Here is a 21,262-nt window from a genome sequence, read left to right as displayed (position 1 = left end):
TTCCTAAAAAAGTCCTCCCAGCAATCATTGTATCAAAAGCTGGAGCTTTATATAATAGAGAAAATCCAAATATGTGCAGAGGATCAAAAAGATGATAAAAAAAGGCAGAGTTTTAGTGATTGGTGGTACCGGCCATATAGGAAGCTTTCTGGTACCAATGCTTGTAAGCGAAGGTTATGAAGTGGTTGTTTTGACCAGAGGATTGACGCAGCCTTTCCCTCGGAACTTTCTTTTCTCAAGGGTTCACACTGAAATCATTGACCGTTCTCAAGATGAACAGAATGGCCGATTGCAGGAGGTTATCAAGAAATACCAGCCGGAAGCAATCATTGATTTGATTTGCTTTGAACCTCAAAGCGCTGACTACCTGATTGAACTTCTTTCAGGAAGTGATGCCTTACTCCTTTCCTGCGGTACGGCCTGGGTATATGGTCCCGTGCAAAAAGTACCAGTTGAAGAAACCCATCCTCGCAATCCCCTAAATGACTATGCTCGAAAAAAAGCACTGATAGAAGAGAAACTGCTTCAGGCCTGTCGTGCAGGGAAATTCCCTGCGGTCCTGATTCATCCTGGACACATAACCGGTGCTGGCAAAACTCTGGTTACTCCCTTTGGTGACCACAACCCGGAAACACTGCAGAAAATCATTAATGGCGAAGAAATCTTTTTGCTTGATGGAGGATTTTCAATCCTGCACCATGTTCATCCTTTCGATGTCGCTCAGCTGTTTGTAAAAGCTCTGAAATATAGAAAAAAAGCAATTGGTGAAAGCTTTAATTGTGGGGCTTCACATGCCATGACTTTCTACGGGATGGGCGTGTTTTTCGCTTCGCTTTTTGGAAAAGAACTGCGCTTCAGGTGCATTCAGCTCGAAGAATATACGGAGCAATTTGGCTTTCCCGAAGAGGCTTACTATCATGTACGTCAGGGCTGTTGCATGTCGATAGAAAAGGCTCGAAAGCTTTTGAGCTTCCAGCCAGCCTATTCTCCAGAGCAAGCGATTATCGATGCTACCAATTACCTTTTGCAACAGGGAGTGTTAAAGGTCAAAAACAATGAGTAGCATATTTAAAGAGTGCGATATCAGAGGTATTTATCCCGAGGAAATCAACGAAAATCTGGCTCGCAAGATAGGCAAGGCTTTTGCTTTTTTCTTTGAGCCGCAAAGTGTGATAGTGGTGGGTGGGGATGTACGCTTAAGTACGCCCCCCTTGAAAAAAGCTCTCATAGAAGGCCTGGTTGTAGGTGGTTTGAAAGTTATCGACGTGGGAATAGTTCCCACTCCGCTTTTTTACTTCATTGTAGAAACCACCGCTGCTTCTGGAGGTCTTATGGTAACCGCTTCCCACAACCCCCCACAGTACAATGGAATAAAGCTTGCTTTTGGAAAAATGCCACCCCGTCCGGAGGATATTCAAAAAATTGCAAAGCTGGTTACAGAAGGAAAAAACCTCAAAAGGGCCAAAGGTGAACTGCTCGCTACGAATGAAGATTGGGAGAAACTGTATTTTTCCTATCTTTTAGAAAGGCTTCCTGCGCCAGCCAGACCCCTGAAAATGGTTGTTGATTGTGGAAATGGTTGTTACTCTGGAATAGCAACCAGATTCCTCCGGGGGTTTGGACACCAGGTAATTGAGCTCTTTTGCGATCGCAACGGTGCCTTTCCCAATCGTTCGCCCAACCCGGCCTTACCACAAAATTTACAAAAACTTTCTGAAATGGTCCGCAGCCATAGGGCAAACCTGGGAATCGCCTTTGACGGCGACGGCGACCGAGTGGTTTTTGTCGACGAACAGGGAAGGTTTGTACAAGCTGAACACAGCATGATTTTCTTTATACGCAATTTTGTTCCTTCAGGAAGTGCCTTTGTTTACGACCTGAAATGTTCCAATATTGTTCCTCAAGAACTTGAGAAAAAGAACTGCCACCCTCTCCCTGAACGCTCAGGCCATGCCTATATCAAAAGAAGACTGATAGAAGAAGGAGCTTTCATGGGCGGTGAAATCAGTGGCCATTATTTTTTTGGAAATCTTGGTAGGGATGATGGTCTCTATGCTGCGGCTCTTTTCAGTGCCCTGCTTTCAAGACAGGAAACATTACTTTCCGAAGTTCTCGCCCTGTATCCCGAACCCCATGTTACACCAGATATTCGAATACCCAGAGATCTTGAAGAACACCTGGTAGAAAAGATTCTGGAGACCATCTCTTCTTCAGAAGCTGAATTAATTACCATTGATGGAGTAAAAGCCCTCTGGTCTGACGGCTGGGCAATGCTTCGCAACTCAGTAACCGAGCCAGTTTATACGTTACGTTTTGAGGCTACCTCACCCGAGCACCTCAGGGAGCTTGTTCACCGTTTCCTTTTTAAATTTCCCAAAGTAGAGAAAGTGGTGCTTGAAAAAATTTACTCCACGTGAGTAGGAGGGCCTTCTTCGAAGTCCTGCTCACAGCAGTCACTGCAATTACCATTTCCTTCTCCTGAAGAACCCAGTCCAGAAGTACGGAGAGTAAACTCATCGGTACTTACTGAAATCTGAACCAGTGGTGTAGCCCAGGCAAAGCTGTATTCGAGTACACAGCAATTGCCCTGGACACGAGTTCGGCAGTTGATGCGAGCTTCTCCCAGAGTCATGGATGCACTGCAGTGACGGCCACAGTTAATGACTCCATCACAGGAAGCAGTTACTTCAGCAATTATTTTCCCCCGCTCTCCACCCCAGAGCCAGTAAATGGTATAGTCTAAACAGCGAAGTTTCTGTTCCTGTCCCTCTACGATCACCATGTTGGAAAGAATGTTATCGTAAACAATGTCTTCGGCAGTGGCCACACAGAGTGTGGAAAAATCTTCACCATTAGCTCGCCAGTAAATCCTCACCAAGTGCATTCCTACTCCAATAAGCGAACTAACCAGATTTCGCCACTCGTTGAGTTCTGTCTGAGAAATGGTTTCATTCTGTAGGGAAACAATGTTCCCCGAAAACAGCGTATCTTCAAAAGTAATTTTGGGAACTCTGGCCATTAATGGATCGGTAATCTCAGCTATCACTTCCTGCTTCTGTGCAACATCTCTAATGGTTCCCAGATAGCTGTAGGAAAGAGCAGTGCCAATATTCCCATAGTACTGATTGAAATTAGCGAGAGCCTCGTCAAGCAAGCTGCGAAGACCGGATGGCAACCCTTCCTCACTTTGAGGCGAGACGGATGTTCCTCCTGAACAACCTGCGCCAATTAGAGCCACAACACACAATAAACTCCAAAGCAGAAAACTTTTCAATATTCTCCCCTCCTTACTGATAAAGTTAGCAAAAAACCGAGAGGTTCAGGTGCGGTGATGCATCAACGCTTTCTCGGTTTTCAAAATTGCTGTAACCAGCAGAGGCGCAATTATCACCGCACTACCTGCCTGTAAGAAGTTGCCGGGAAGCTCAGCAAGTGCTGCCCCTAAACCATACATTGCTACTTCACTCACAAAATAACCAGCGACCATTTCACAGCCTGCAAGTAAAAGAAATAAAAACTGAATAGGTAATCCTTTGTTTCGGTGAGTAGCATGACCTGCGATGAAGCCTTCGAGACCCTTGATTATCAGTGTAAAAGGAGCCCAATGAGCATATCCAGTGAGTACGTCAGCAAGGGCTGAGCCCACTCCACCAGCTACAGCTCCCCACTTTCTACCCAGAAGCAAAGCAAAGACCATGATAGCTGCATCTCCCAAGTTGATATAACCCCTGGTTTGTGGAACGGGCACCTGCAAGCTCATGGTAACCACAGTCACACAAGCAGTAGCCAGGGCTGCATAAACCATTCCTTTTGTGCTTTCTTTCAAGGCTTCACCATCCTCCCCTGTCTGGGCTGCTTTTTAATTATAGCATGACTTCCCTCACTTGTTCCCAAGCTTAAAGTTTGATTACGTTTGCTGTAGAACACCTTTCACTTTAAGGAGAATTAAAGCGGCAAAAAGTTGAGCAACAACCGAGAAAAGAACCAGGTAAAGGATATTCTTTTCGTAAAGAAAACCCATAGCCCAGGACCCCGCAAACCAGGCAAGACCGTATGCAGCAAAAAATATTCCGTAAGCAGAACTCCTCCTTTCAGAAGGAGCCATACGAGCAACGGTAGCCCTCATTATGGACTCCTGAGCTCCCATACCTATTCCCCAAAGGGTCATGCCAAGCACAATCAGGGACCAACCTGATGAAAAGGCGAAGGGAGCAAAGAGTGTGGATAAGAAAACAGCTCCCAACAAAGCCTGAAAACCTCTCCTATCGAAGAGCCACCCAAAAAACAATGCGCTGAAAGCATCAACGCCCATTGCATATGCATAGAGTACAGGTATCAGAGATTCCCCCAATATCGCTTGGTTTTTAATATGAAAGGCTATCAAGGGGTAATCCGCAAAACCTATAGCTACCAACATTACTGCCACAAGATACAGCCAATAAGGAGAACTCAAACCGTGAGTGGCAACCGATAATTTTTTTACCGCAAGCTCTCGAGAAGCAGGGTAAAAACCTTTTGCCAGCACCAAAAAGGACAGAGCCAGTAAAGCAGGTATGGCGAGAAAAGCAAGTGACAGGCGATAACTCCCCTTCGTAGCCAGTAAAAAGGCAACCAGAAGAGGACCGGACACTGCACCAATCTGGTCCATAGCTTCGTGTAAACCAAAACCCCATCCTAATCCAAACTGCTCAGCAGCCCCTGAAAGCATAGCATCCCTTGCAGGAGTCCTGAGTGCTTTTCCAAAGCGTTCAAGAATGAGTAGAAAGATTGCTATTTCCCAGTTCCCGGCAACTGCAAGCAGCGGAACTGCCAGAAGGTTTACACAGTAACCCAAAATAACAAAAAACCAGTATTTTTTCGTCCTGTCGCTCAGCAATCCGGAAACGATTCTCAGTCCGTAACCCGTAAATTCTCCCACACCGGCTGCAAAACCGACCACTGCAGCTCCCGCTCCAAGATGACGGAGGAAGGGACCCATGATACTGCGGGCACCTTCATAAGTTACATCCCCAAAAAGGCTTACCAGACCAAGCAGAATAACGAATCCAAACGCCTTTCTTCTATCCATAGCTTTTATCCTCCCTGAGGATTTCCTGTGCTAATTCTTTAACTTTTTCCCGGGCCTTTTTTAAAACTTCTTTCCCCTGGCTGGTGATCCTGTAATATTTCCTTACCCTGCCTTCGTGTACCTCTTTGCGACTTTTAAGCAAACCTTCTTTTTCCATATTATGAAGGAGGGGATAAAGAGTACCCGGGCTTACCTCATATCCGTGTTTTTTAAGTTCGCTCATCATCCACACCCCGTAAATAGTTTCATTGCCGGCGTGATAAAGGATGTGTATTCTCATAAAGCCCCGGAACAGTTCCTTCAAGGGTCTTTTTTCAAAAGTAACACTCCTTCCCAATCTCGATATCGAAATTCGATATCTAATTTTAGAAAGAAGCTCATTTTGTGTCAAGGAAAAGCATACTTTTTGAATACTCCCCCCGATCTTCCAGACCCTCTCTTTATGAGCAACGGATTTGGGGAAGAGAATGACTTTTGAAGGAGGTTAAAATAGGCTGAAAAATCCCAAAAATAAAAAATTGGAGCGGAAAACGGGATTCGAACCCGCGACCCTCGGCTTGGGAAGCCGATGCTCTACCCCTGAGCTATTTCCGCTCCTTGATTTATTATAATAACCAGAACGTTTGAATTTTTCAATAGTCGATTATAATTATTCTTATGAGAAGAGGGTCCTTTGATAATAGCAGCAATTTCTGGAAAAGCGTGGGGCAAATCTGGGATATTTCCTGGATGAGTGTGGCGCCTATATTGTTCGGGCTCTTTCTGGGTCAATACCTTGACAGGAAATATCCCCTGGGTTTCTCCTGGACCCTGTCCTTATTAGCTCTGGGCGCCTGCCTGGGTTTTTACAATTTATACGACTTCTTGATGCGAGAAAGCCGCAAAGGCGATAAAAAAAGAGAGGCTACCGATCGCAAAAATGATTAGACAGCTCCTCACGGCTTTAGCAGGAAACATGGTTTTAGCCAATATAATACTTTCTCTGCTTTTTTTAGAAGTTAAGAGGATGATTTTAAAGAAAAGCTCGCCCTCTGTGAGAGGCAAACTTTTAAGATGGAGTGTATTTGCTCTGCTCTTTTGGTTCCTGATATCTTCTCTGCGCGTAAACGTATTCCTCCTTGCAGTTTTGTTCCCGGTTAGCTACGCCTTTTCTCTATGGTTCTACGCAAAATTTTTGTTTAAGGAGATTAACCCGTGGAGGAATTGCTAAACCCCCATGTCATTTTCTGGATATGGGTTCTTCCGGTTACCAAAACCGTAATTGCTACTTGGCTGGTAATGGCCTTCCTGGTAGTGGGTTCAATATTGCTCACCAGAAAAATGACCCTTGTTCCAGGAAGACTACAAAACGTCGTCGAGTTATTTGTGGAAGCGATTCTCAATCTCATCGAAGGAATGTCTCCGGGATATGGCAGACAGTTTTTACCTCTGGTAGGAACCCTTGCTCTTTTCATTGGAACCTCCAATCTTGCCAATTTGGTGCCTGGCCTGCAAGCACCAACAGGTAATTTCAATACCACCCTGGCTCTTGCTCTGATAGTCTTTTTTGCCGTTCCTTATTACGGGATTCGCAATCAGGGCCTGCGGAATTACCTCAAGACCTATATTTCTCCATCCCCAATCCTTGCTCCTTTCCACATAATAGGTGAAATAACTCGCACTCTTTCTCTGGCCCTGCGACTTTTTGGAAATATCCTGGGGGAAGAAATTATCATTGCTATTCTCTTCATGCTGGCACCACTCTTTTTACCGGTGCCGATGATGCTTTTCAGTATTTTCACCGGAATCATTCAGGCCTATATATTTACGATACTTACTGTAGTGTATCTGAGCGCTTCGGTTGAAAAAGCGGGTCATTAGTGATAAATTTTTTTTCAATCTGAAAGGGGGATTACGATGCAGGGAGAAATATTGTTTCTATGCGTCACCGTTTTCACTGCTGGTTTTTCCATCGCCATCGGGGTTATTTTTCCAGCTCTGGGGCAAGGAAAAGCCTGTAGCAAAGCTCTGGAGGGCATAGCCCGTCAACCGGAGGCAACCAATGAAATCAGCAGAACTCTATTTGTGGGACTGGCACTGCTTGAATCACTGGCCATTTACGTGCTGGTGGTTTCCCTGATACTGCTTTTTGCCAATCCACTTATAAAATACGTTTTCAAGTAAAAGGTTATCAATGTTACAGGTAGATCGTAGCCTGATTTTTCAGATTATCAATTTTATAGTTCTAGTTTTCCTACTGGTTCGTTTTCTCTTCAAACCCGTTTTAAGAGCGCTGGACAGACGTTCTCAGAAAATACGCAGCGAACTGGAAGAAATAGAAAAAACTCGCGAGGAACTGAGAAAATTAAAAGAAAAGTATGAGGAAGAAGAGCGCTCCATTCAGCAAAGATACAAAGAAGCCCTGGAGAGAGCTAATCAAGAAGCTCTGCAGATGAAAGCTACTATTATTGAAGAAGCATATCAGGAAGCAGAAAAGATTAAAAGAGAATACGAAACCAGAGCCCAAAAAGAAATCGAAAGATTACACAAGGAATTACGAGAAGAAATAGCGGAAATTGCTATAGCTATAGCTGGTAAAATTCTCCAGGAACACATTACACCACAAATACAGGAACGCTTGATCGACGAACTGCTTGACGCTGCGTTAAATAGAATAGAATCCCGACTGAGTATAGCCCATGAAAAGTAAAAAAGAAATAGTAAAGGTGATAACTCCCTTTCCTCTTACCGCAAGGCAAAAGCAAATTATCTTCCAGAAACTCGCTCCTTTTGCTGGTGACACCCATCTTAAAATAAAGGAAAAAGTTGACCCTTCTTTAATCGGGGGAGTAATTATTATGTGGCGAGATCTTTACATTGATTGTAGCCTCAAAACTCAGCTGGAAAAGCTAAAGAAGGAGCTATTGTAAGTTCATGTTTTCGGTGTCAGAGGTCCTGCAGAAGGCAAGAAAGGCTGTAAAAGAATTTAAACTGGAACCCGAAATCGGAGAAATTGGTTATGTAAGAGAAATCAAAGATGGTATTGCGATTGTGGATGGACTCCAAGAAGCCTTCATGGGGGAAAAAGTACTATTCGAAGGAGAAATTCCGGGACAGGTTTTTTCTTTAGAGAAAGACTCTCTGCAATGCATTATATTTGGTGACTATACCCAGCTCTCTACTGGTAGCCAGGTTTTTAGGAGTGGAGAACAGCTTACTATTCCTGCCGGGGAAGAACTGTTGGGAAGAACTATTGACCCTCTGGGCAAGGCCATCGACGGTGAAGAACCCCCCTCTTGCAAGGAAAAGAGGCCAATTTTCTTTGAGGCACCTCCGATTACTGCCCGCCGACCCGTACAGAGAACCCTTTTTACAGGCATTAAAACCATTGACGCCGTAATTCCCTTAGGAAAAGGGCAGCGGGAGCTAATAATAGGGGACCGTCGCACTGGTAAGACCTCCATAGCTTTTGACATCATTCTTAACCAGAGGGAGAAAAAGGTAATATGCATATACGTAGCCATCGGACAAAAACTTTCTGTTGTCAAAGAGCTGGTAGAGAATTTGAAACGTTACCAGGCAATTAACTACAGTATAATAGTTTGTGCTTCCTCGGAAGACCCACCAGCAATGGTATATCTTGCACCCTACAGCGGCTGTGCCATTGCCGAGTACTTTATGTACAATGGGTATGATACGCTGATTGTTTACGATGATTTGACTAAACACGCCGCAAGCTATCGCGCTCTCTCTTTGCTAATGAAACGCCCTCCAGGAAGAGAGTCTTACCCCGGAGATATATTTTATATCCACTCCAGCCTCCTGGAGCGCAGTGCCCAGTTAAACGAAAAGTATGGAGGAGGCTCCATGACTGCCTTACCGATAATTGAAACTCAGGAAGGAGACATCTCAGCGTACATTCCAACCAACCTCATTTCGATAACAGATGGCCAGATTTATCTCGAGAGTGCTTTACTTGCGCGAGGCTTTGGACCTCCTATAAACGTGGGGCTATCAGTATCCCGAGTTGGGGGTGAAGCACAAACCCCAATCATGAAAAAGGTCGCGCGACGGGTGCGTCTTGATCTTTCTCAATACTTCGAACTTGAGGAGTTTGCTCGTTTCAGTGCTGAACTCGATGAGGTAACCCAGAAGCAACTTAACCACGGAAAGCGAGTTTTTGCCCTTCTTTCTCAGCCGCCATTTTCACCCCTTGATATTGCCCTTGAAATATTGGTTATTTTTGCAGCCACGCGTGGTCTGGTTGATGAAATCCCCCTGGAAAGATTACGAGAATGGGAAACACTTCTCTGTAAAAAAGTAACAGAAGAAAAACCGGACCTTCTGGAAAGATTACGCAAAGAGAGGGATTTATCAACGGAACTTGAAGAAAAAATGCGCGATTATATCCAGAATTTCAACCAGCTTTACCTTAAGGGGCAAATCCAATGACCAGGTTAAGTGATATTAAGCGAAAAATAGACCTGGTTAAAGACATAGAGCACCTCACTCGTACCATGAAGACCATATCAGCAATTCGCTGGAGAATGGGCCGCAGTCTATTACAACCAGCTGTGGATTTCCGCTTGAAGCTGGAACTGGCTCTGGAGTTGGTAGTTTTACACCTGGAAGCATCGACTCTCTTTTCAGAAAGGAAACTGGCCCTTCTGGGGATTTTCTCAGACCGGGGTCTGGTGGGTGGGTTTAATCAAAGCATTGCAAGACAGATGCTCAAATTTGCTCAGGAGACACAGAGCCCATCCAGAGAAATTCAGCTTTTGGTGCTGGGCAAGCAGGGCAGAAACCATTTGATGAACCAAGGTTATCCAATTGCTTTTTCTCAACCTTTAAATATTGTCCGCATCCCCGGCTACAAGCAAATAAGAGAGTTAAGTTACCAGATAAAAAACTTTTTGTTCCAGGAAAGCTTTGATGCCCTTTATCTTTTTTACAATACCTACCTTTCAGTTACCCAGTACCAGCCGACTCAAAAAAGAATACACCCTTTTTATCCTCAATCGCAATATCTCCCACAAGATACAAAGACTACCTCAAAGAGTGACTTTGAAATTTTTGCTAATCCAGAAGCGCTGTACAGGTCCCTGCAGGAAAAATACTTCAGTGCCTGTCTTTACGAAGCGGTAATCCAGTCTTTCATGAGCGAGCAGGCAACCCGCTTGAGGCTCATGGACAGCGCAACCACTCACTCAAGGGAAACCCTGGAAACTCTTGGCCTTCTCTACCACAAAAGGCGGCAGGAAAAAATAACCAGAGAGCTAAGCGAGGTCATATCGGCTTCCATAGTGGAGGGGGCAATGTAAGTGGAAAGAAGCAATGGTTTGGTTGGAAAAGTGGTCAGGATAGCCGGTCAAGTAGTGGACGTAGCTTTTCCGGAAGAAGAACTACCAGCTATTCACAACATACTGGTCATCAAACAACGCAATAACTCAGAAGGGGATACTTCCCCACTACTACTTGAAGTGCAGAGTCATCAGGGAAAAGGAGTCGTGAGGTGTCTGGCACTTCAGGATACCAGAGGTCTGCAGCGGGGAGCAAAAGCCTACGATTCTGGTACTCCTCTTATGGTTCCAGTTGGAAAGGAGACCCTGGGAAGAGTGTTTAACGTTTTTGGTGAACCAATTGACGAGCTTGGTCCTCTGAGAAACCCGCAAAAAAGCTCCATACATAAGTCTGCACCCCCTTTCACCGAGAGGATAGCCTCAACTCAGATATTTGAAACGGGCATAAAGGTCATCGACCTGCTCTGTCCTTATCTTCGGGGTGGCAAAACGGGTCTCTTTGGTGGTGCTGGGGTGGGGAAAACAGTGCTGATAATGGAACTCATCCATCGCACTGCAACTGCCCACCGGGGAGTGTCAGTCTTTGCAGGCGTTGGTGAGCGGATGCGTGAAGGCAACGAGCTGTGGCTCCAGATGCAAAAAAGTGGTGTTCTGAACCACACTGTTTTAGTTTTTGGACAGATGAACGAACCCCCTGGGGCACGTTTCCGGGTTGCCTTTTCAGCACTTACTATGGCCGAGTTTTTTAGAGATGTGCTCTCTCAGGATGTTCTGTTGTTTATCGACAACATCTTTCGTTACATTCAGGCAGGAGCTGAGGTTTCGGCCCTGCTCGGTAGGTTGCCTTCAGCAGTGGGCTACCAACCCACACTGCAGGAAGAAATTGGCATGGTGGAAGAGAGGATAACTTCCACCGTAAACGGTTCAATAACTTCCGTACAGGCAGTTTACGTCCCCGCCGACGACCTGACTGATCCGGCTCCAGCAACCACCTTTGCGCATCTTGACGCCAGTACAGTACTTTCCAGAAAACTCTTTGAGCAGGGTTTCTACCCAGCAGTAGACCCCCTGCAATCCAGTTCTCGTGCCCTGAACACCCTGGTTGTAGGTGAACGCCACCTCAAACTCGCCCAAGAAACCAGAAAAATTATTGCCCACTACCTGGACCTGCAAGACATCATAGCTCTTCTGGGCATTGAAGAACTCTCTGAAGAAGATAGAAAAATAGTAAAGCGTGCCCGACGACTGCAGCGCTTTCTTACGCAACCTTTCTTCGTAGCAGAAAACTTTACCGGACTACCTGGCGTCTTTGTTCCCCTTAAGGAAACTCTGCAGGGAGTAGAAATGATTGTAGAGGGAGAGTGCGATGACTGGCCGGAACAGGTCTTCTACATGGTGGGTAGCATTGATGAAGCAAAAGCAAAATTTGACCAGTTGAAGAGCAAAAGCCGATGAAAGAGCTTCAGGTAATACTGCTGACACCAGAGGTAAAAACAGTCCTTTCCGGGGTAAGCCACCTTATTCTGGAATGCCCGGACGGGAAAAGAGGCATTCTGCCAGGACATGCTCCTGCGGTAATCGAGTTAGCCATAGGAGTTCTGGAAGCGCGCTTTCAAGGTGGAGAAAGAGAATATTACGCCATTTCAGGCGGAGTGGCAGAAATCACTCCTGAAACAGTGACCATTCTCACTGAGACCTGTGAAAAGGGGAACGAAATCGACGAATTCAGTACCAGAAGAATCTTAGAAAACATCAGGAAAGAAATACAAGAAAAAAGGGGAGACCCGGAAACCATCCACCTCGAGGCCAGATTGCTGTTCTCTCTGGCAAAACTTAAAGCCAAAGAACTTAGCCAGAAAAGAAGCTAAAAGTGTTCCTTCAGCCTTTGAATTCCTCTACCCCCTGAGTACAAAAACCCAGGAAATTCTCTATTGCCCGCTCTATGCGCTCTGCTGCTTTGCCGTCACCGAATACGGAACGGGGAATGCGCTCTCCCCCGGCAAGAAGTCTTCTTGTTGCTTCCTCAACTATTTTTTCTTTTGAACACCCAACCAGAGTACCCAGGCCCGCCTCGAGCAACTCAGGTCTTTCAGTAACCTCTCTGGTAACCAGAACCGGTACTCCCAGCGCTGGTGCTTCTTCCTGAATACCCCCTGAATCACTTATTACCAGGTTACTTCTTGCAAGGAGCTTTATAAAGTCCGAATAGGCAAGGGTTGAAAAAAGAAAAACATTGGGTATACCCCTTAACAGGGAATAAACGGTGTCTTTGACCACCGGATTGGGATGAACAGAAAAAAAGAAGTTCGCATCTTCAAACCTCTCCGATAATTCTCTAATTGCAAAAGCAATCTCTTCAATCCCTTTTCCCCAGTTTTCTCTCCGGTGAGCCGTTACGGTAATCACTTTCCTGGAAATCTTGAGTGCTTCTTCAAGTGTTTTGTTTACAAAGTCTTTTTTTTGAGTCAGGATTAGTTGCAAAGCATCGACAATAGTGTTACCAGTAACCACAATCTTGCCCTCGTCTATGCCCTCTCGAAGCAGGTTTACCTTGGCCCCCTGGGTAGGAGCGCAGTGAAGGTCAGCAAGGCGAGCCACCAGAGCTCGGTTTATCTCCTCAGGAAAGGGTTGGAACTTATTCCCGGTTCGTAAACCTGCTTCAACGTGAACACAAGGAACCTGGCAATAGAAAGCAGAAAGCGCTCCGCAGAAAGCAGTGGTGGTATCTCCCTGGACGATCAGTAAATCCGGTTTTTCAAGCGTTACTATCTCTTCCAAACGAAGGCATAATTTCCCAGTCAAGCGTCCCAGGCTTTGGCGCTCACTCATGACCCTAAGATCATACCCAGGAACGATTTCGAACAAGTCAAGGAATTCTCTGGACATTTCCCGGTGCTGACCAGTGTTCACAACCACGCAGGAAAAGTGCTTATGGCGCTGGAATCTGAGAATGAGAGGAGCAAGCTTTATGACCTCTGGTCTGGTGCCTAAAACAAAAAGCGCTTTAGCTCTGCCCAACAGGTTTTTCTCCCCCTGCTTCAGTAACACCAAGTTGAAGGCCCCATCTCATAAACAAGAAAACCACCACCAGAACCAAAAGAAGTGAATAGGTACTGTTCTGGAGATAGCGATTGATGAAAATTGCTACCACACTAAAAATTAGGCTTATGGAATAAAAAACCAGAACCGCTTTTCTGGTGCTGTAGCCGCGTTTCAGCAATCGGTGATGCAGGTGTCCTTCATCGGGTGACATCAAGGGCAAGCGATTTTTTTTGCGCCGCACGATGGCAAAAAAGGTATCAAAGATGGGAATACCCAGAACCAGAATAGGCACCAGGAGCGTAAAGGTAGCCGTACTTTTCAAGGAACCCTGAACGGATATCGTTGAAAGGACTATGCCTGCAAACAAAGCACCTCCATCTCCAAGAAAAATGCGAGCCGGAGGAAAATTGTAACACAAAAAACCAAGCTCTGTTCCCATGAGCAAAAAGGCAATGAGAGCAGCAAGACTCCTTCCCTCTTGCAAAGCAACTACACCCAGAGTAAAGGAAGCAATAGCAGCAATGCCAGAAGATAAGCCATCCATACCATCTATAAGATTCAGGGCATTGGTTATACCCAGCATCCACAAAAAAGTTAAAGGATAACCCCAGGCACCGAGATACAGAATGGCCCCCCAGGGAAGAGTAAAAAAACTGATAACCACGCCTGAAACCATTAAAAGAACTATTCCTACGACCTGACCAAAAACTTTTAGCGGGGGAGAAAGTGAAATAAAATCATCTATCAAGCCGGTTAGAAAAACCACAGAAATACCAAGGAAAAAGAATGCTGGAAGTTCCAAGCCAAACCAGAAATTGCTTCCCAGGAGAATCAGCATGAAAGGTAAGTAAACCGCCAATCCCCCAAGACGAGAAACGGGACGTGTGTGAATCTTGCGCACGCCCTGAGAACTATCGAGCCAGCCTTTGCGATGGCTAAGCCTGATAACCAGAGGAGTAAGTATCATAGAACCCAGAAAACCCAGCATAAAAACCAGAATCAGGTTACCCATAAGAACCTATTTCCTCAAAAGAGATTCACCAGAAAAAGGGATCATCTCTATACCGGCTTCCTGCAACATCTCATCAGCCAAAGGGTCAGGGTAATGGTTTTGATATACAATCCGCACTATTCCAGCATTAATAATCATTTTGGCGCAGAGAATACAGGGCTTATGAGTGCAGTAAAGAGTAGCTCCCCGAGTACTTACCCCGTGAAGTGCTGCCTGAATAATCACGTTTTGCTCTGCATGGAGTCCTCGACACAGCTCTTGCTGCTTGCCAGAAGGAACACCCTGCTTGCTTCGCAAGCAGGTTTCCAGAGTGCAGTGTTTAATGCCCGAAGGAACACCATTGTAACCGGTAGCCAGAATCCGCTTTTCTCTGACCAGCACCGCACCTACCTTTCTGCGTAAGCAGGTAGAGCGAGAACTCACCAGTTCGGCAATGCTCATGAAGTATTCATCCCATTCAGGTCTTTTGACTTCCATCTTGTTCAAACTCCACAATTTTCTCTACTCTTCTCTGGTGTCGCCCACCTGTAAACTCAGCACCTAACCAGCTGCGCACGATTTCACGCGCCAGTCCCTTACCAATTACCCGTTCTCCAAGAGTCAGCACATTAGCATTGTTGTGCTCTCGCGAAGCTCTGGCGGAGAACACATCATGACAAAGAGCTGCTCTTATCCCCTTCACTTTGTTGGCTGCAATACACATCCCAATTCCGGTACCACAGACCAGAATAGCTCTGTCGCCCTTACCCGCTAAAAGATCCTTGCTGACCAGAAAAGCAATATCTGGATAATCACAGGGCTCAGCGCTGTAGGCTCCGTAATCAATCACCTCATGTCCCAACTCTTTCAAAAATCCCTTGAGATCCTCTTTTAAAAAGTAACCTCCGTGATCGCTCCCTATGAGTATTTTCACTCTGGCTACTCCTTTCTTTTTACAGCAGTCGCCCTGTCTTTGTGGGCATAATCCCTGATGGTATAAAGATACTCCCAGGTTTCCAGTTTTTCAATCTCTTTACGAATAAGCTCGCTTTGAGCAGGATCATGTTCAAAGAAAAGCAGCCCTCCCTTTTTAATCCAGGAAGCTCCCTCCAGCAACAACCTCCTTATTATTGATAAGCCGTCTTCTCCAGCAAGCAGGGCTTCCCGGGGTTCGTAAAAGCGAATTTCTCTGGGAAGCAATTCCCAATCTCCTGTCTTCACATAGGGGGGGTTGGAAACCACAGCGTCAAAAAGAATGTTTTGGCCTTTAAACACCTCAAAAAGGTCCGACTTCAAAAAACTACAGCGGTTTTCTATACCAAGACGGCAGGCATTTTTTTCGGAAAGAGCAATAGCCCTTTCTGAAATATCCACTCCGTAAAGCTTAACCTGCGGTACCCAGAATGCACAAGAAAGCCCTATAACCCCACTCCCACAACCCACATCACAAAGAAGAAGTTCCCTTGCGCTGGCCTTTTTAAGGGACAGGATGACCTCTTCCACCCAACACTCGGTATCCAGACGTGGTATGAAAACCCCCTCTTCAACGTAAAAGGGGAGAGACATGAACTCCCACTCTCCAATCAGATACTGAATGGGGACGCCTCTGGCGCGTTCTTTAAGAAGGGCATGTAGCTTCTTTAGCTTTTCTTCTTCAAGGCTAAAATCCCAGAAAAGATGCACACGCGAAGGATCAGTTCCCAGCACAGAAGAAAGCAAAAGCCGAGCCTCTCTTGTGGGTGAGACAACACCAACTCTTTTAAGCAACCCAACTGCCTCTTTCCAGGCCTCGCGAACCTGAAGCACTCCTAACCAACCTTTTCAAGCATCCGGCTTCTTTCTTCGGCAGCAAGCGCCTCTACTATTTCCTCCAGGTCTCCCTCGAGAACATCTTCGAGGCGATAAAGGGTAAGGTTAATACGGTGATCGGTAACCCTGTTTTGAGGAAAGTTGTAGGTTCTGATTCGTTCACTTCGTTCACCACTCCCAATCTGGCTCTTACGCTCCCGGTCAATTTCTTCTTTCTGTCGACGACGTTCCAAGTCCAGAATCCTGGCGCGAAGTATTCGCATCGCCTTAGCTTTGTTTTTGTGCTGTGATTTTTCATCCTGACAGGTTACCACAATACCCGTAGGCAGGTGAGTTATCCTCACTGCGGAATCGGTGGTGTTGACGCTCTGTCCCCCGGGGCCTGAAGAACGGTACACATCTATTCTCAAGTCTTCGGGTTTTATCTCGACATCCACTTCGTCAGCTTCGGGAAGAACAGCCACCGTAGCCGTGGAAGTATGAATTCTCCCTCCAGCCTCGGTAACAGGAATCCTCTGCACCCTGTGAACCCCACTTTCGTATTTGAACTTGCTATAAGCACCTTTTCCCTCTATCGCTACAATAACTTCCTTAAAACCCCCAAGCTCGGTAGGACTTGCACTCATAACTTCAACTTTAAAACCCTGTCTTTCCGCAAAGCGAGTATACATCCTTAGTAGGTCAGCAGCAAAAAGCGCTGCTTCTTCTCCACCAGTACCAGCCCTTATCTCAATGAGGGTGTTTTTTTCATCGCGGGGGTCTCGAGGAAGCAATAAAATTTTTATCTTTTCTTCGCTTTCCCGTATCTCCTTCTCCAGCTCCTCTATTTCTTCCTCAAGCAACAGGCGCAACTCAGGGTCTTTTTCTTCTTTAAGAAGTTCTCGGTCTTCCCGAAGTCGGGCTTCTTTTTCACGGAGGGCTTCATACTCTTTAACCAAGGGTTCTATTTCACTCAACGTCTTGGAATACTCTCGCAATAAAGCAATATTACTGGCTATCTCAGGCTGAGCCATTTTTGCAGTGATTTCTTTGTATTGCTCTACCAGCTCCTCAACTTTTGACCTCCACATAGTCCTCACCTTTCCTCAGACTTTCCTTCAGGGCAACAATGGCAACTTCAAGCTGAGAAACATCGGGTTCGCGAGTGGTAATTTTTTGCAACCAGAGGCCAGGAAGTGAAAAGTAGTACGCTATCCTTTTATTCTGATAACGTGAAAGAAATTTTATGGCTTCATAGGCCAAACCAGCCACCAGAGGAATGATAAGAATTCTGCTTACTATTCTGGTCAAAACACCTGGTCTACCTAACAGGGAAAAAATAAAAATACTGATCAACATAACAATGACCAGCCAGTTGGTACCACAACGTGGATGCAAGGTGGTAAATTTAAGGGCATTTTCCGGGGTAAGTTCTTCCCCGTGTTCAAAGGCAAAAATTGCCTTGTGTTCTGCCCCATGATACTCAAAAATACGCCGGATGTCCTTTAAGCTGGAAATTACCAGAAGATAAATGATAAAAATGAGCACTCTTATTAAGCCTTCCACAAGGTTGTAAACAAAAGTAGAACCAATAAAACGATCCAGGAAGGAGGTCAGGAAAGTGGGAAGAGCGACAAAAAGCCCAGCAAAGAGCGCTACAGCAAGAAGCATAGCTATGGTTATATCAAAGGGGGAGAGCTTTTCGTCTTCTTCTTCCAGCACCACAGTTGCAGAGTAAGAAAGGGCGCGCAGACCAACGGCCAGTGAGTCTACCAGGTTAACCACTCCCCGTATCACAGGGAGAGAAAGAAATTTATGTTTTTTCCAGGGAGGAATAGTCTCAAAACTTTTAAGGATAATGTCTCCCTTCGGTTTCCTCACCGCTATGGCCAGACGCCTGGGGCTCCGCATCATAACCCCTTCGATAAGGGCCTGTCCTCCCACATCAATTCTATCCTGCTTATCTAATTTTTCTTCCATGGATGACCACAACCTTTTTCTCCTTCCGGACAAACCCCTTTCACACACGGGGGGCCTGCCTCTTCGAAAATGGAAGGAGCAATTTCTTTAACAATGTTAAGCATCAGGAATGCCAGCTCTCGTATCTCCCACTGCGCCCGGTTGCACAACCTCAAGCTAAAAAAGTGAAGGAGTTCTCGTGCGTTGGCTGTAAACACCAAGTTTGTTTTCACCGCTTGAGGTAGGACAAACCTGGCATCTTCCCTGGGCAACCCTCGTTCTACCATTTTATTATACGCATCCAGAGCCACTTTGACCACTTCCTGAAAAATTTCGGCTGCTTCCCTATTTTCGGCTATGGAAGGAGGGACTACGAAAGAAGTCCGTGTCAAATCTGTGTATCTTTGACTTTGCTGAGAATAGGAAGCGATACGATGGCGAACTAACTGATGAGAAGCCACCCGGGAGAGGCCTTTAATCAGAAAAGTAAAGGAAGCATGCTCTAAAACGGAATAATGACCTCGGGAAACCAGCTCTCGAATTAATCTGCGCGCTTCTTCAATCGCAATTTCCTGAGGAGGAGAGAAACTGTAGCACACCCTTGCTGAGCGAGCAACCACTCGCTCCGGATCAGGGGTGTGCGCAATAAGCGAGACTTCCATAAACAATCAGTAATCTTCGCCATATTTTGCGTAAAACTTGTCTACCCTTCCCGCCGTATCCACCAGCTTTTGCTGCCCAGTAAAGAAAGGATGGCACTTAGCACAAATCTCTACCTTAATTTCTGGAAATTTAGTGGAACGGGTCACAAAGGTATTGCCACAAGCACAAACTACTCTGGTTTCTTTATATTCGGGATGAATTCCTTCCTTCATTTTCATCACCTCTACCAAAAAGTGCAGGTTATTATATCACAGAGCCAGAAAGAGTGTCAAAAGCTCAGCGCGAGGTCTTCAAAACCTGGTCAATAATCTTTAAAAATTCCTTGTTAGAACGGGTGTTTTTAATGCGGTCGATGACCATTTGAGCAGCCTCCTGGGTGTCCACATTGGCAAGCAGCTTTCGCAACATCCATATTCGCTCCAAGTCTTCCTTTTTAAGGAGCAACTCTTCGCGTCGGGTGCCAGAACGGTGAATATCAATAGCCGGGAAAATTCTACTTTCGGCAAGCGCTCTGCTCAGGTGAAGTTCCATATTCCCAGTCCCTTTAAATTCCTCATAGATGACCTCATCCATGCGGGAACCGGTATCAATGAGGGCAGTGGCCAGGATAGTAAGACTACCACCTTCTTCAATGTTGCGGGCTGCACCAAAAAAGCGCTTCGGCCAGTGGAGAGCCAAAGAATCTATTCCTCCAGAGAGCGTCTTCCCGGTATTGGGCACTACCAGGTTATTAGCTCTGGCCAAACGGGTAATACTATCAAGCAAAATCACTACGTCTTTACCTTCTTCGACCAGACGCTTTGCTCTCTCCAGAGTTAGTTCAGCAACTCTCAGGTGGTTTTCTGGTTTTTTGTCAAAAGTTGAAGCGATGACCTGCCCCTTAACTGAGCGCTCCATATGGGTCACTTCTTCAGGGCGTTCATCAATAAGAAGCACGATGAGCACCACATCAGGATAATTAGTGGCAATACCATTCGCAATTTTTTCAAGCAAAATGGTTTTTCCTGCTTTGGGTGGTGCCACTATCAAGCCTCGCTGCCCCTTGCCGATGGGAGCGAACAGGTCAATGATCCGCGTGGATATCTCTGAAGGCACCGTTTCCAAGACATACTGTTCATTGGGGAAGGTAGGAGTAAGATTTTCAAAAAGGGGTCTCTTTTTAGCTTGCTCTGGTTCTTCATCATTGATGGCTTCGATACGCAAAAGAGCGTAATAGCGCTCACCCTCCTTAGGTGGACGCACCTGGCCGGCAACCTTGTCGCCGCTGCTCAGACCGAAGCGTTTAATCTGAGAAGGTGAGACGTAAACATCATTCTCGGTAGGCGCAAAATCGTCAGAAGTGCGCAAGAAGCCGTAACCCTCGGGAGTAACTTCCAGTATTCCCTCACTGAAAATATAACCTTTGGACTCCGTTGCTTTCTTTAATATTTCAAAAATTAGATCACTCTTTTTCTTCCTGCTATATCCTGAAATTTTGAGGCTCTGAGCAATCTCTGCAAGTTCTGCGTTAGTTTTTCTTTTAAGCTCAGCCAGAGAAAACTGTAAACTCACATCATCTCTGCTTCTTTTCGTCTCAACCTTTGTATCGGGAGTCAATTCTTCAGTCTCTTCAAAATCTTCAGAGGTTTCATCTTTAACCACGGTTTCATCCTCTTTTTTCTTTTCTTCCACAGTTATTTCGCTATTTCTGGTTTCTTCGTTCAAGGCAACCTCCTCCTAACTTCTCTTTTTGAGAAATTCCTTAACCATCTCCACATGCTCTGCTCGATCTACATCAAACCCTATTTCGGGATAGGGAGTAATAATTGCTTTACCTCTAATGCCAGTTACTTTTTCCACTCTCTTCTCTATTTCTTCAACGGTCAACATTCGCAACAGGTACTTAACAATAATGGTTAAACCCAGCAGTCTTGCGATAGTCAAAGGATTTTTGCGACTCTCAACAATTTTTTCTACCAAATCTCGCTTTTTCTCAAAGATACCGGGGTCCAGATACAAGATATTGCCTCCAGTAAATCTTCCATCACGAAGAGCAGCAAAAGTCCTGCGACTCTTTCCAAACTTCTTAACATAAGACTCCTCACGAATAATGGGGTAGTAAAAATCGGCTTCCTTTTTTGAGCAACGCAAAAAGAAATCCTCAATCATTTCCCCTTTTATCAAGGGGATATCACAACTTGCTACCAGCACTTTCTCCTGGGTCCTCAAAAATTCCAACCCTTGCAAGGCACTCTGGAATGGGTTATCTCCCGGAGCAACAACAGCATCAACCAGTTTACCAATTCGTGACTGAAACTCCCGGACTGGGCCAACAACAACTACTCTATTTATCGAGGAAACGCTTCTGAGGGCTTCTATTACATATTCTATCATAAACCTGTCTTCAATGACAAGCAAGGCTCGGTTTCGAACCCCAAATTTTTTTTCGATTTCCCTTTCCCCTCCACCAGCAAGAATTAAAGCATCAGCCAT

At 45.6% G+C, this 21,262-nt stretch carries 26 protein-coding genes and 1 tRNA gene; 11 read left to right on the top strand and 16 right to left on the bottom strand.

Going from position 1 to position 21,262, the window contains the following annotated elements:
* Positions 1–91: 91 nt before the first annotated feature.
* Together QBE54_RS04660 and QBE54_RS04655 are read left to right on the top strand one after the other, a co-directional pair.
* Positions 92–1,063: an NAD-dependent epimerase/dehydratase family protein gene (locus QBE54_RS04660; protein WP_369019185.1), complete on the top strand. Its 972-nt coding sequence runs from the start codon at positions 92–94 to the stop codon at positions 1,061–1,063.
* Positions 1,056–2,417 (top strand): phosphomannomutase/phosphoglucomutase, encoded by a 1,362-nt coding sequence (locus tag QBE54_RS04655; RefSeq protein WP_369019184.1) that lies wholly within the window; start codon positions 1,056–1,058, stop codon positions 2,415–2,417. The genes QBE54_RS04660 and QBE54_RS04655 overlap by 8 nt, the downstream gene beginning before the upstream one ends.
* Here QBE54_RS04655 and QBE54_RS04650 read toward each other — a convergent pair.
* The 5 genes from QBE54_RS04650 to QBE54_RS04630 form a co-directional block, all read right to left on the bottom strand.
* Positions 2,405–3,274, bottom strand: coding sequence for a hypothetical protein (locus tag QBE54_RS04650; RefSeq protein WP_369019183.1), 870 nt, complete (start codon positions 3,272–3,274; stop codon positions 2,405–2,407). The genes QBE54_RS04655 and QBE54_RS04650 overlap by 13 nt on opposite strands.
* A gap of 45 nt (positions 3,275–3,319) precedes the next feature.
* Positions 3,320–3,826 (bottom strand): ECF transporter S component, encoded by a 507-nt coding sequence (locus QBE54_RS04645; protein ID WP_369019182.1) that lies wholly within the window; start codon positions 3,824–3,826, stop codon positions 3,320–3,322.
* A gap of 81 nt (positions 3,827–3,907) precedes the next feature.
* Entirely contained in the window at positions 3,908–5,068 is a 1,161-nt protein-coding gene (locus QBE54_RS04640; RefSeq protein WP_369019181.1) for an MFS transporter, read from the bottom strand.
* On the bottom strand, positions 5,061–5,372 hold the full coding sequence (locus QBE54_RS04635) for a PadR family transcriptional regulator (RefSeq protein WP_369019180.1): 312 nt from the start codon (positions 5,370–5,372) through the stop codon (positions 5,061–5,063). Before QBE54_RS04635 ends, QBE54_RS04640 begins: the two co-directional genes overlap by 8 nt.
* 215 nt (positions 5,373–5,587) lie before the next feature.
* Positions 5,588–5,662: transfer RNA gene (locus QBE54_RS04630), tRNA-Gly, on the bottom strand.
* A 63-nt stretch (positions 5,663–5,725) separates the two neighbouring features.
* Here QBE54_RS04630 and QBE54_RS04625 point away from each other — a divergent pair.
* The 9 genes from QBE54_RS04625 (at position 5,726) to atpC (ending at position 12,215) form a co-directional block, all read left to right on the top strand.
* The gene (locus QBE54_RS04625; protein ID WP_369019179.1) at positions 5,726–5,995 is read left to right on the top strand and encodes an AtpZ/AtpI family protein; all 270 of its coding nucleotides are present in this window, start codon (positions 5,726–5,728) and stop codon (positions 5,993–5,995) included.
* Positions 5,996–6,262: 267 nt separating this feature from the next.
* Complete coding sequence (locus QBE54_RS04620; protein ID WP_369019178.1) at positions 6,263–6,928, top strand: F0F1 ATP synthase subunit A; 666 nt, start codon at positions 6,263–6,265, stop codon at positions 6,926–6,928.
* 36 nt (positions 6,929–6,964) lie between these two features.
* The gene (gene atpE, locus QBE54_RS04615) at positions 6,965–7,231 is read left to right on the top strand and encodes an ATP synthase F0 subunit C (protein ID WP_369019177.1); all 267 of its coding nucleotides are present in this window, start codon (positions 6,965–6,967) and stop codon (positions 7,229–7,231) included.
* A 10-nt stretch (positions 7,232–7,241) separates the two neighbouring features.
* Positions 7,242–7,757: a F0F1 ATP synthase subunit B gene (atpF, locus tag QBE54_RS04610; RefSeq protein WP_369019176.1), complete on the top strand. Its 516-nt coding sequence runs from the start codon at positions 7,242–7,244 to the stop codon at positions 7,755–7,757.
* Entirely contained in the window at positions 7,747–7,977 is a 231-nt protein-coding gene (locus QBE54_RS04605) for a F0F1 ATP synthase subunit delta (RefSeq protein ID WP_369019175.1), read from the top strand. Before atpF ends, QBE54_RS04605 begins: the two co-directional genes overlap by 11 nt.
* A 4-nt stretch (positions 7,978–7,981) precedes the next feature.
* The gene (locus QBE54_RS04600) at positions 7,982–9,499 is read left to right on the top strand and encodes a F0F1 ATP synthase subunit alpha (RefSeq protein WP_369019174.1); all 1,518 of its coding nucleotides are present in this window, start codon (positions 7,982–7,984) and stop codon (positions 9,497–9,499) included.
* Positions 9,496–10,368, top strand: coding sequence for a FoF1 ATP synthase subunit gamma (locus QBE54_RS04595; protein WP_369019173.1), 873 nt, complete (start codon positions 9,496–9,498; stop codon positions 10,366–10,368). The genes QBE54_RS04600 and QBE54_RS04595 overlap by 4 nt, the downstream gene beginning before the upstream one ends.
* A complete protein-coding gene (gene atpD / locus QBE54_RS04590) occupies positions 10,369–11,802 on the top strand; it encodes a F0F1 ATP synthase subunit beta (protein ID WP_369019172.1) in 1,434 nt (477 codons plus the stop codon).
* Positions 11,799–12,215 carry an ATP synthase F1 subunit epsilon gene (gene atpC / locus QBE54_RS04585; RefSeq protein ID WP_369019171.1) on the top strand — a complete coding sequence of 139 codons (417 nt, stop codon included), beginning with the start codon at positions 11,799–11,801 and terminating at the stop codon, positions 12,213–12,215. The genes atpD and atpC overlap by 4 nt, the downstream gene beginning before the upstream one ends.
* A gap of 10 nt (positions 12,216–12,225) precedes the next feature.
* Here atpC and wecB read toward each other — a convergent pair whose 3' ends face one another.
* From wecB to QBE54_RS04530, 11 genes are all read right to left on the bottom strand, one after another.
* Complete coding sequence (gene wecB / locus QBE54_RS04580; protein WP_369019170.1) at positions 12,226–13,365, bottom strand: non-hydrolyzing UDP-N-acetylglucosamine 2-epimerase; 1,140 nt, start codon at positions 13,363–13,365, stop codon at positions 12,226–12,228.
* Positions 13,352–14,401, bottom strand: coding sequence for an MraY family glycosyltransferase (locus QBE54_RS04575; RefSeq protein WP_369019169.1), 1,050 nt, complete (start codon positions 14,399–14,401; stop codon positions 13,352–13,354). Before QBE54_RS04575 ends, wecB begins: the two co-directional genes overlap by 14 nt.
* A 6-nt stretch (positions 14,402–14,407) precedes the next feature.
* Positions 14,408–14,878 carry a cytidine/deoxycytidylate deaminase family protein gene (locus tag QBE54_RS04570; protein ID WP_369019168.1) on the bottom strand — a complete coding sequence of 157 codons (471 nt, stop codon included), beginning with the start codon at positions 14,876–14,878 and terminating at the stop codon, positions 14,408–14,410.
* Positions 14,859–15,314 carry a ribose 5-phosphate isomerase B gene (rpiB, locus tag QBE54_RS04565; RefSeq protein ID WP_369019167.1) on the bottom strand — a complete coding sequence of 152 codons (456 nt, stop codon included), beginning with the start codon at positions 15,312–15,314 and terminating at the stop codon, positions 14,859–14,861. The genes QBE54_RS04570 and rpiB overlap by 20 nt, the downstream gene beginning before the upstream one ends.
* Positions 15,315–15,319: 5 nt before the next feature.
* Positions 15,320–16,186 (bottom strand): peptide chain release factor N(5)-glutamine methyltransferase, encoded by an 867-nt coding sequence (prmC, locus tag QBE54_RS04560; protein ID WP_369019166.1) that lies wholly within the window; start codon positions 16,184–16,186, stop codon positions 15,320–15,322.
* Positions 16,187–16,188: 2 nt separating this feature from the next.
* On the bottom strand, positions 16,189–17,259 hold the full coding sequence (gene prfA, locus QBE54_RS04555; protein WP_369019165.1) for a peptide chain release factor 1: 1,071 nt from the start codon (positions 17,257–17,259) through the stop codon (positions 16,189–16,191).
* Positions 17,240–18,148, bottom strand: coding sequence for a DUF1385 domain-containing protein (locus tag QBE54_RS04550; RefSeq protein WP_369019164.1), 909 nt, complete (start codon positions 18,146–18,148; stop codon positions 17,240–17,242). The genes prfA and QBE54_RS04550 overlap by 20 nt, the downstream gene beginning before the upstream one ends.
* A complete protein-coding gene (gene thyX / locus QBE54_RS04545) occupies positions 18,133–18,789 on the bottom strand; it encodes an FAD-dependent thymidylate synthase (RefSeq protein WP_369019163.1) in 657 nt (218 codons plus the stop codon). The genes QBE54_RS04550 and thyX overlap by 16 nt, the downstream gene beginning before the upstream one ends.
* 6 nt (positions 18,790–18,795) lie before the next feature.
* Positions 18,796–19,002, bottom strand: a complete 207-nt coding sequence (gene rpmE / locus QBE54_RS04540) for a 50S ribosomal protein L31 (protein WP_369019162.1) — start codon at positions 19,000–19,002, stop codon at positions 18,796–18,798.
* 64 nt (positions 19,003–19,066) lie between these two features.
* Positions 19,067–20,341 carry a transcription termination factor Rho gene (gene rho / locus QBE54_RS04535; protein WP_369019391.1) on the bottom strand — a complete coding sequence of 425 codons (1,275 nt, stop codon included), beginning with the start codon at positions 20,339–20,341 and terminating at the stop codon, positions 19,067–19,069.
* 165 nt (positions 20,342–20,506) lie between these two features.
* Complete coding sequence (locus tag QBE54_RS04530) at positions 20,507–21,262, bottom strand: nucleotidyltransferase family protein (RefSeq protein WP_369019161.1); 756 nt, start codon at positions 21,260–21,262, stop codon at positions 20,507–20,509.

Origin of the sequence: Thermatribacter velox, assembly GCF_038396615.1 — a bacterium.
GTDB classification, from domain to species: domain Bacteria; phylum Atribacterota; class Atribacteria; order Atribacterales; family Thermatribacteraceae; genus Thermatribacter; species Thermatribacter velox.
This window is presented reverse-complemented; position numbering and strand designations above follow the sequence as displayed.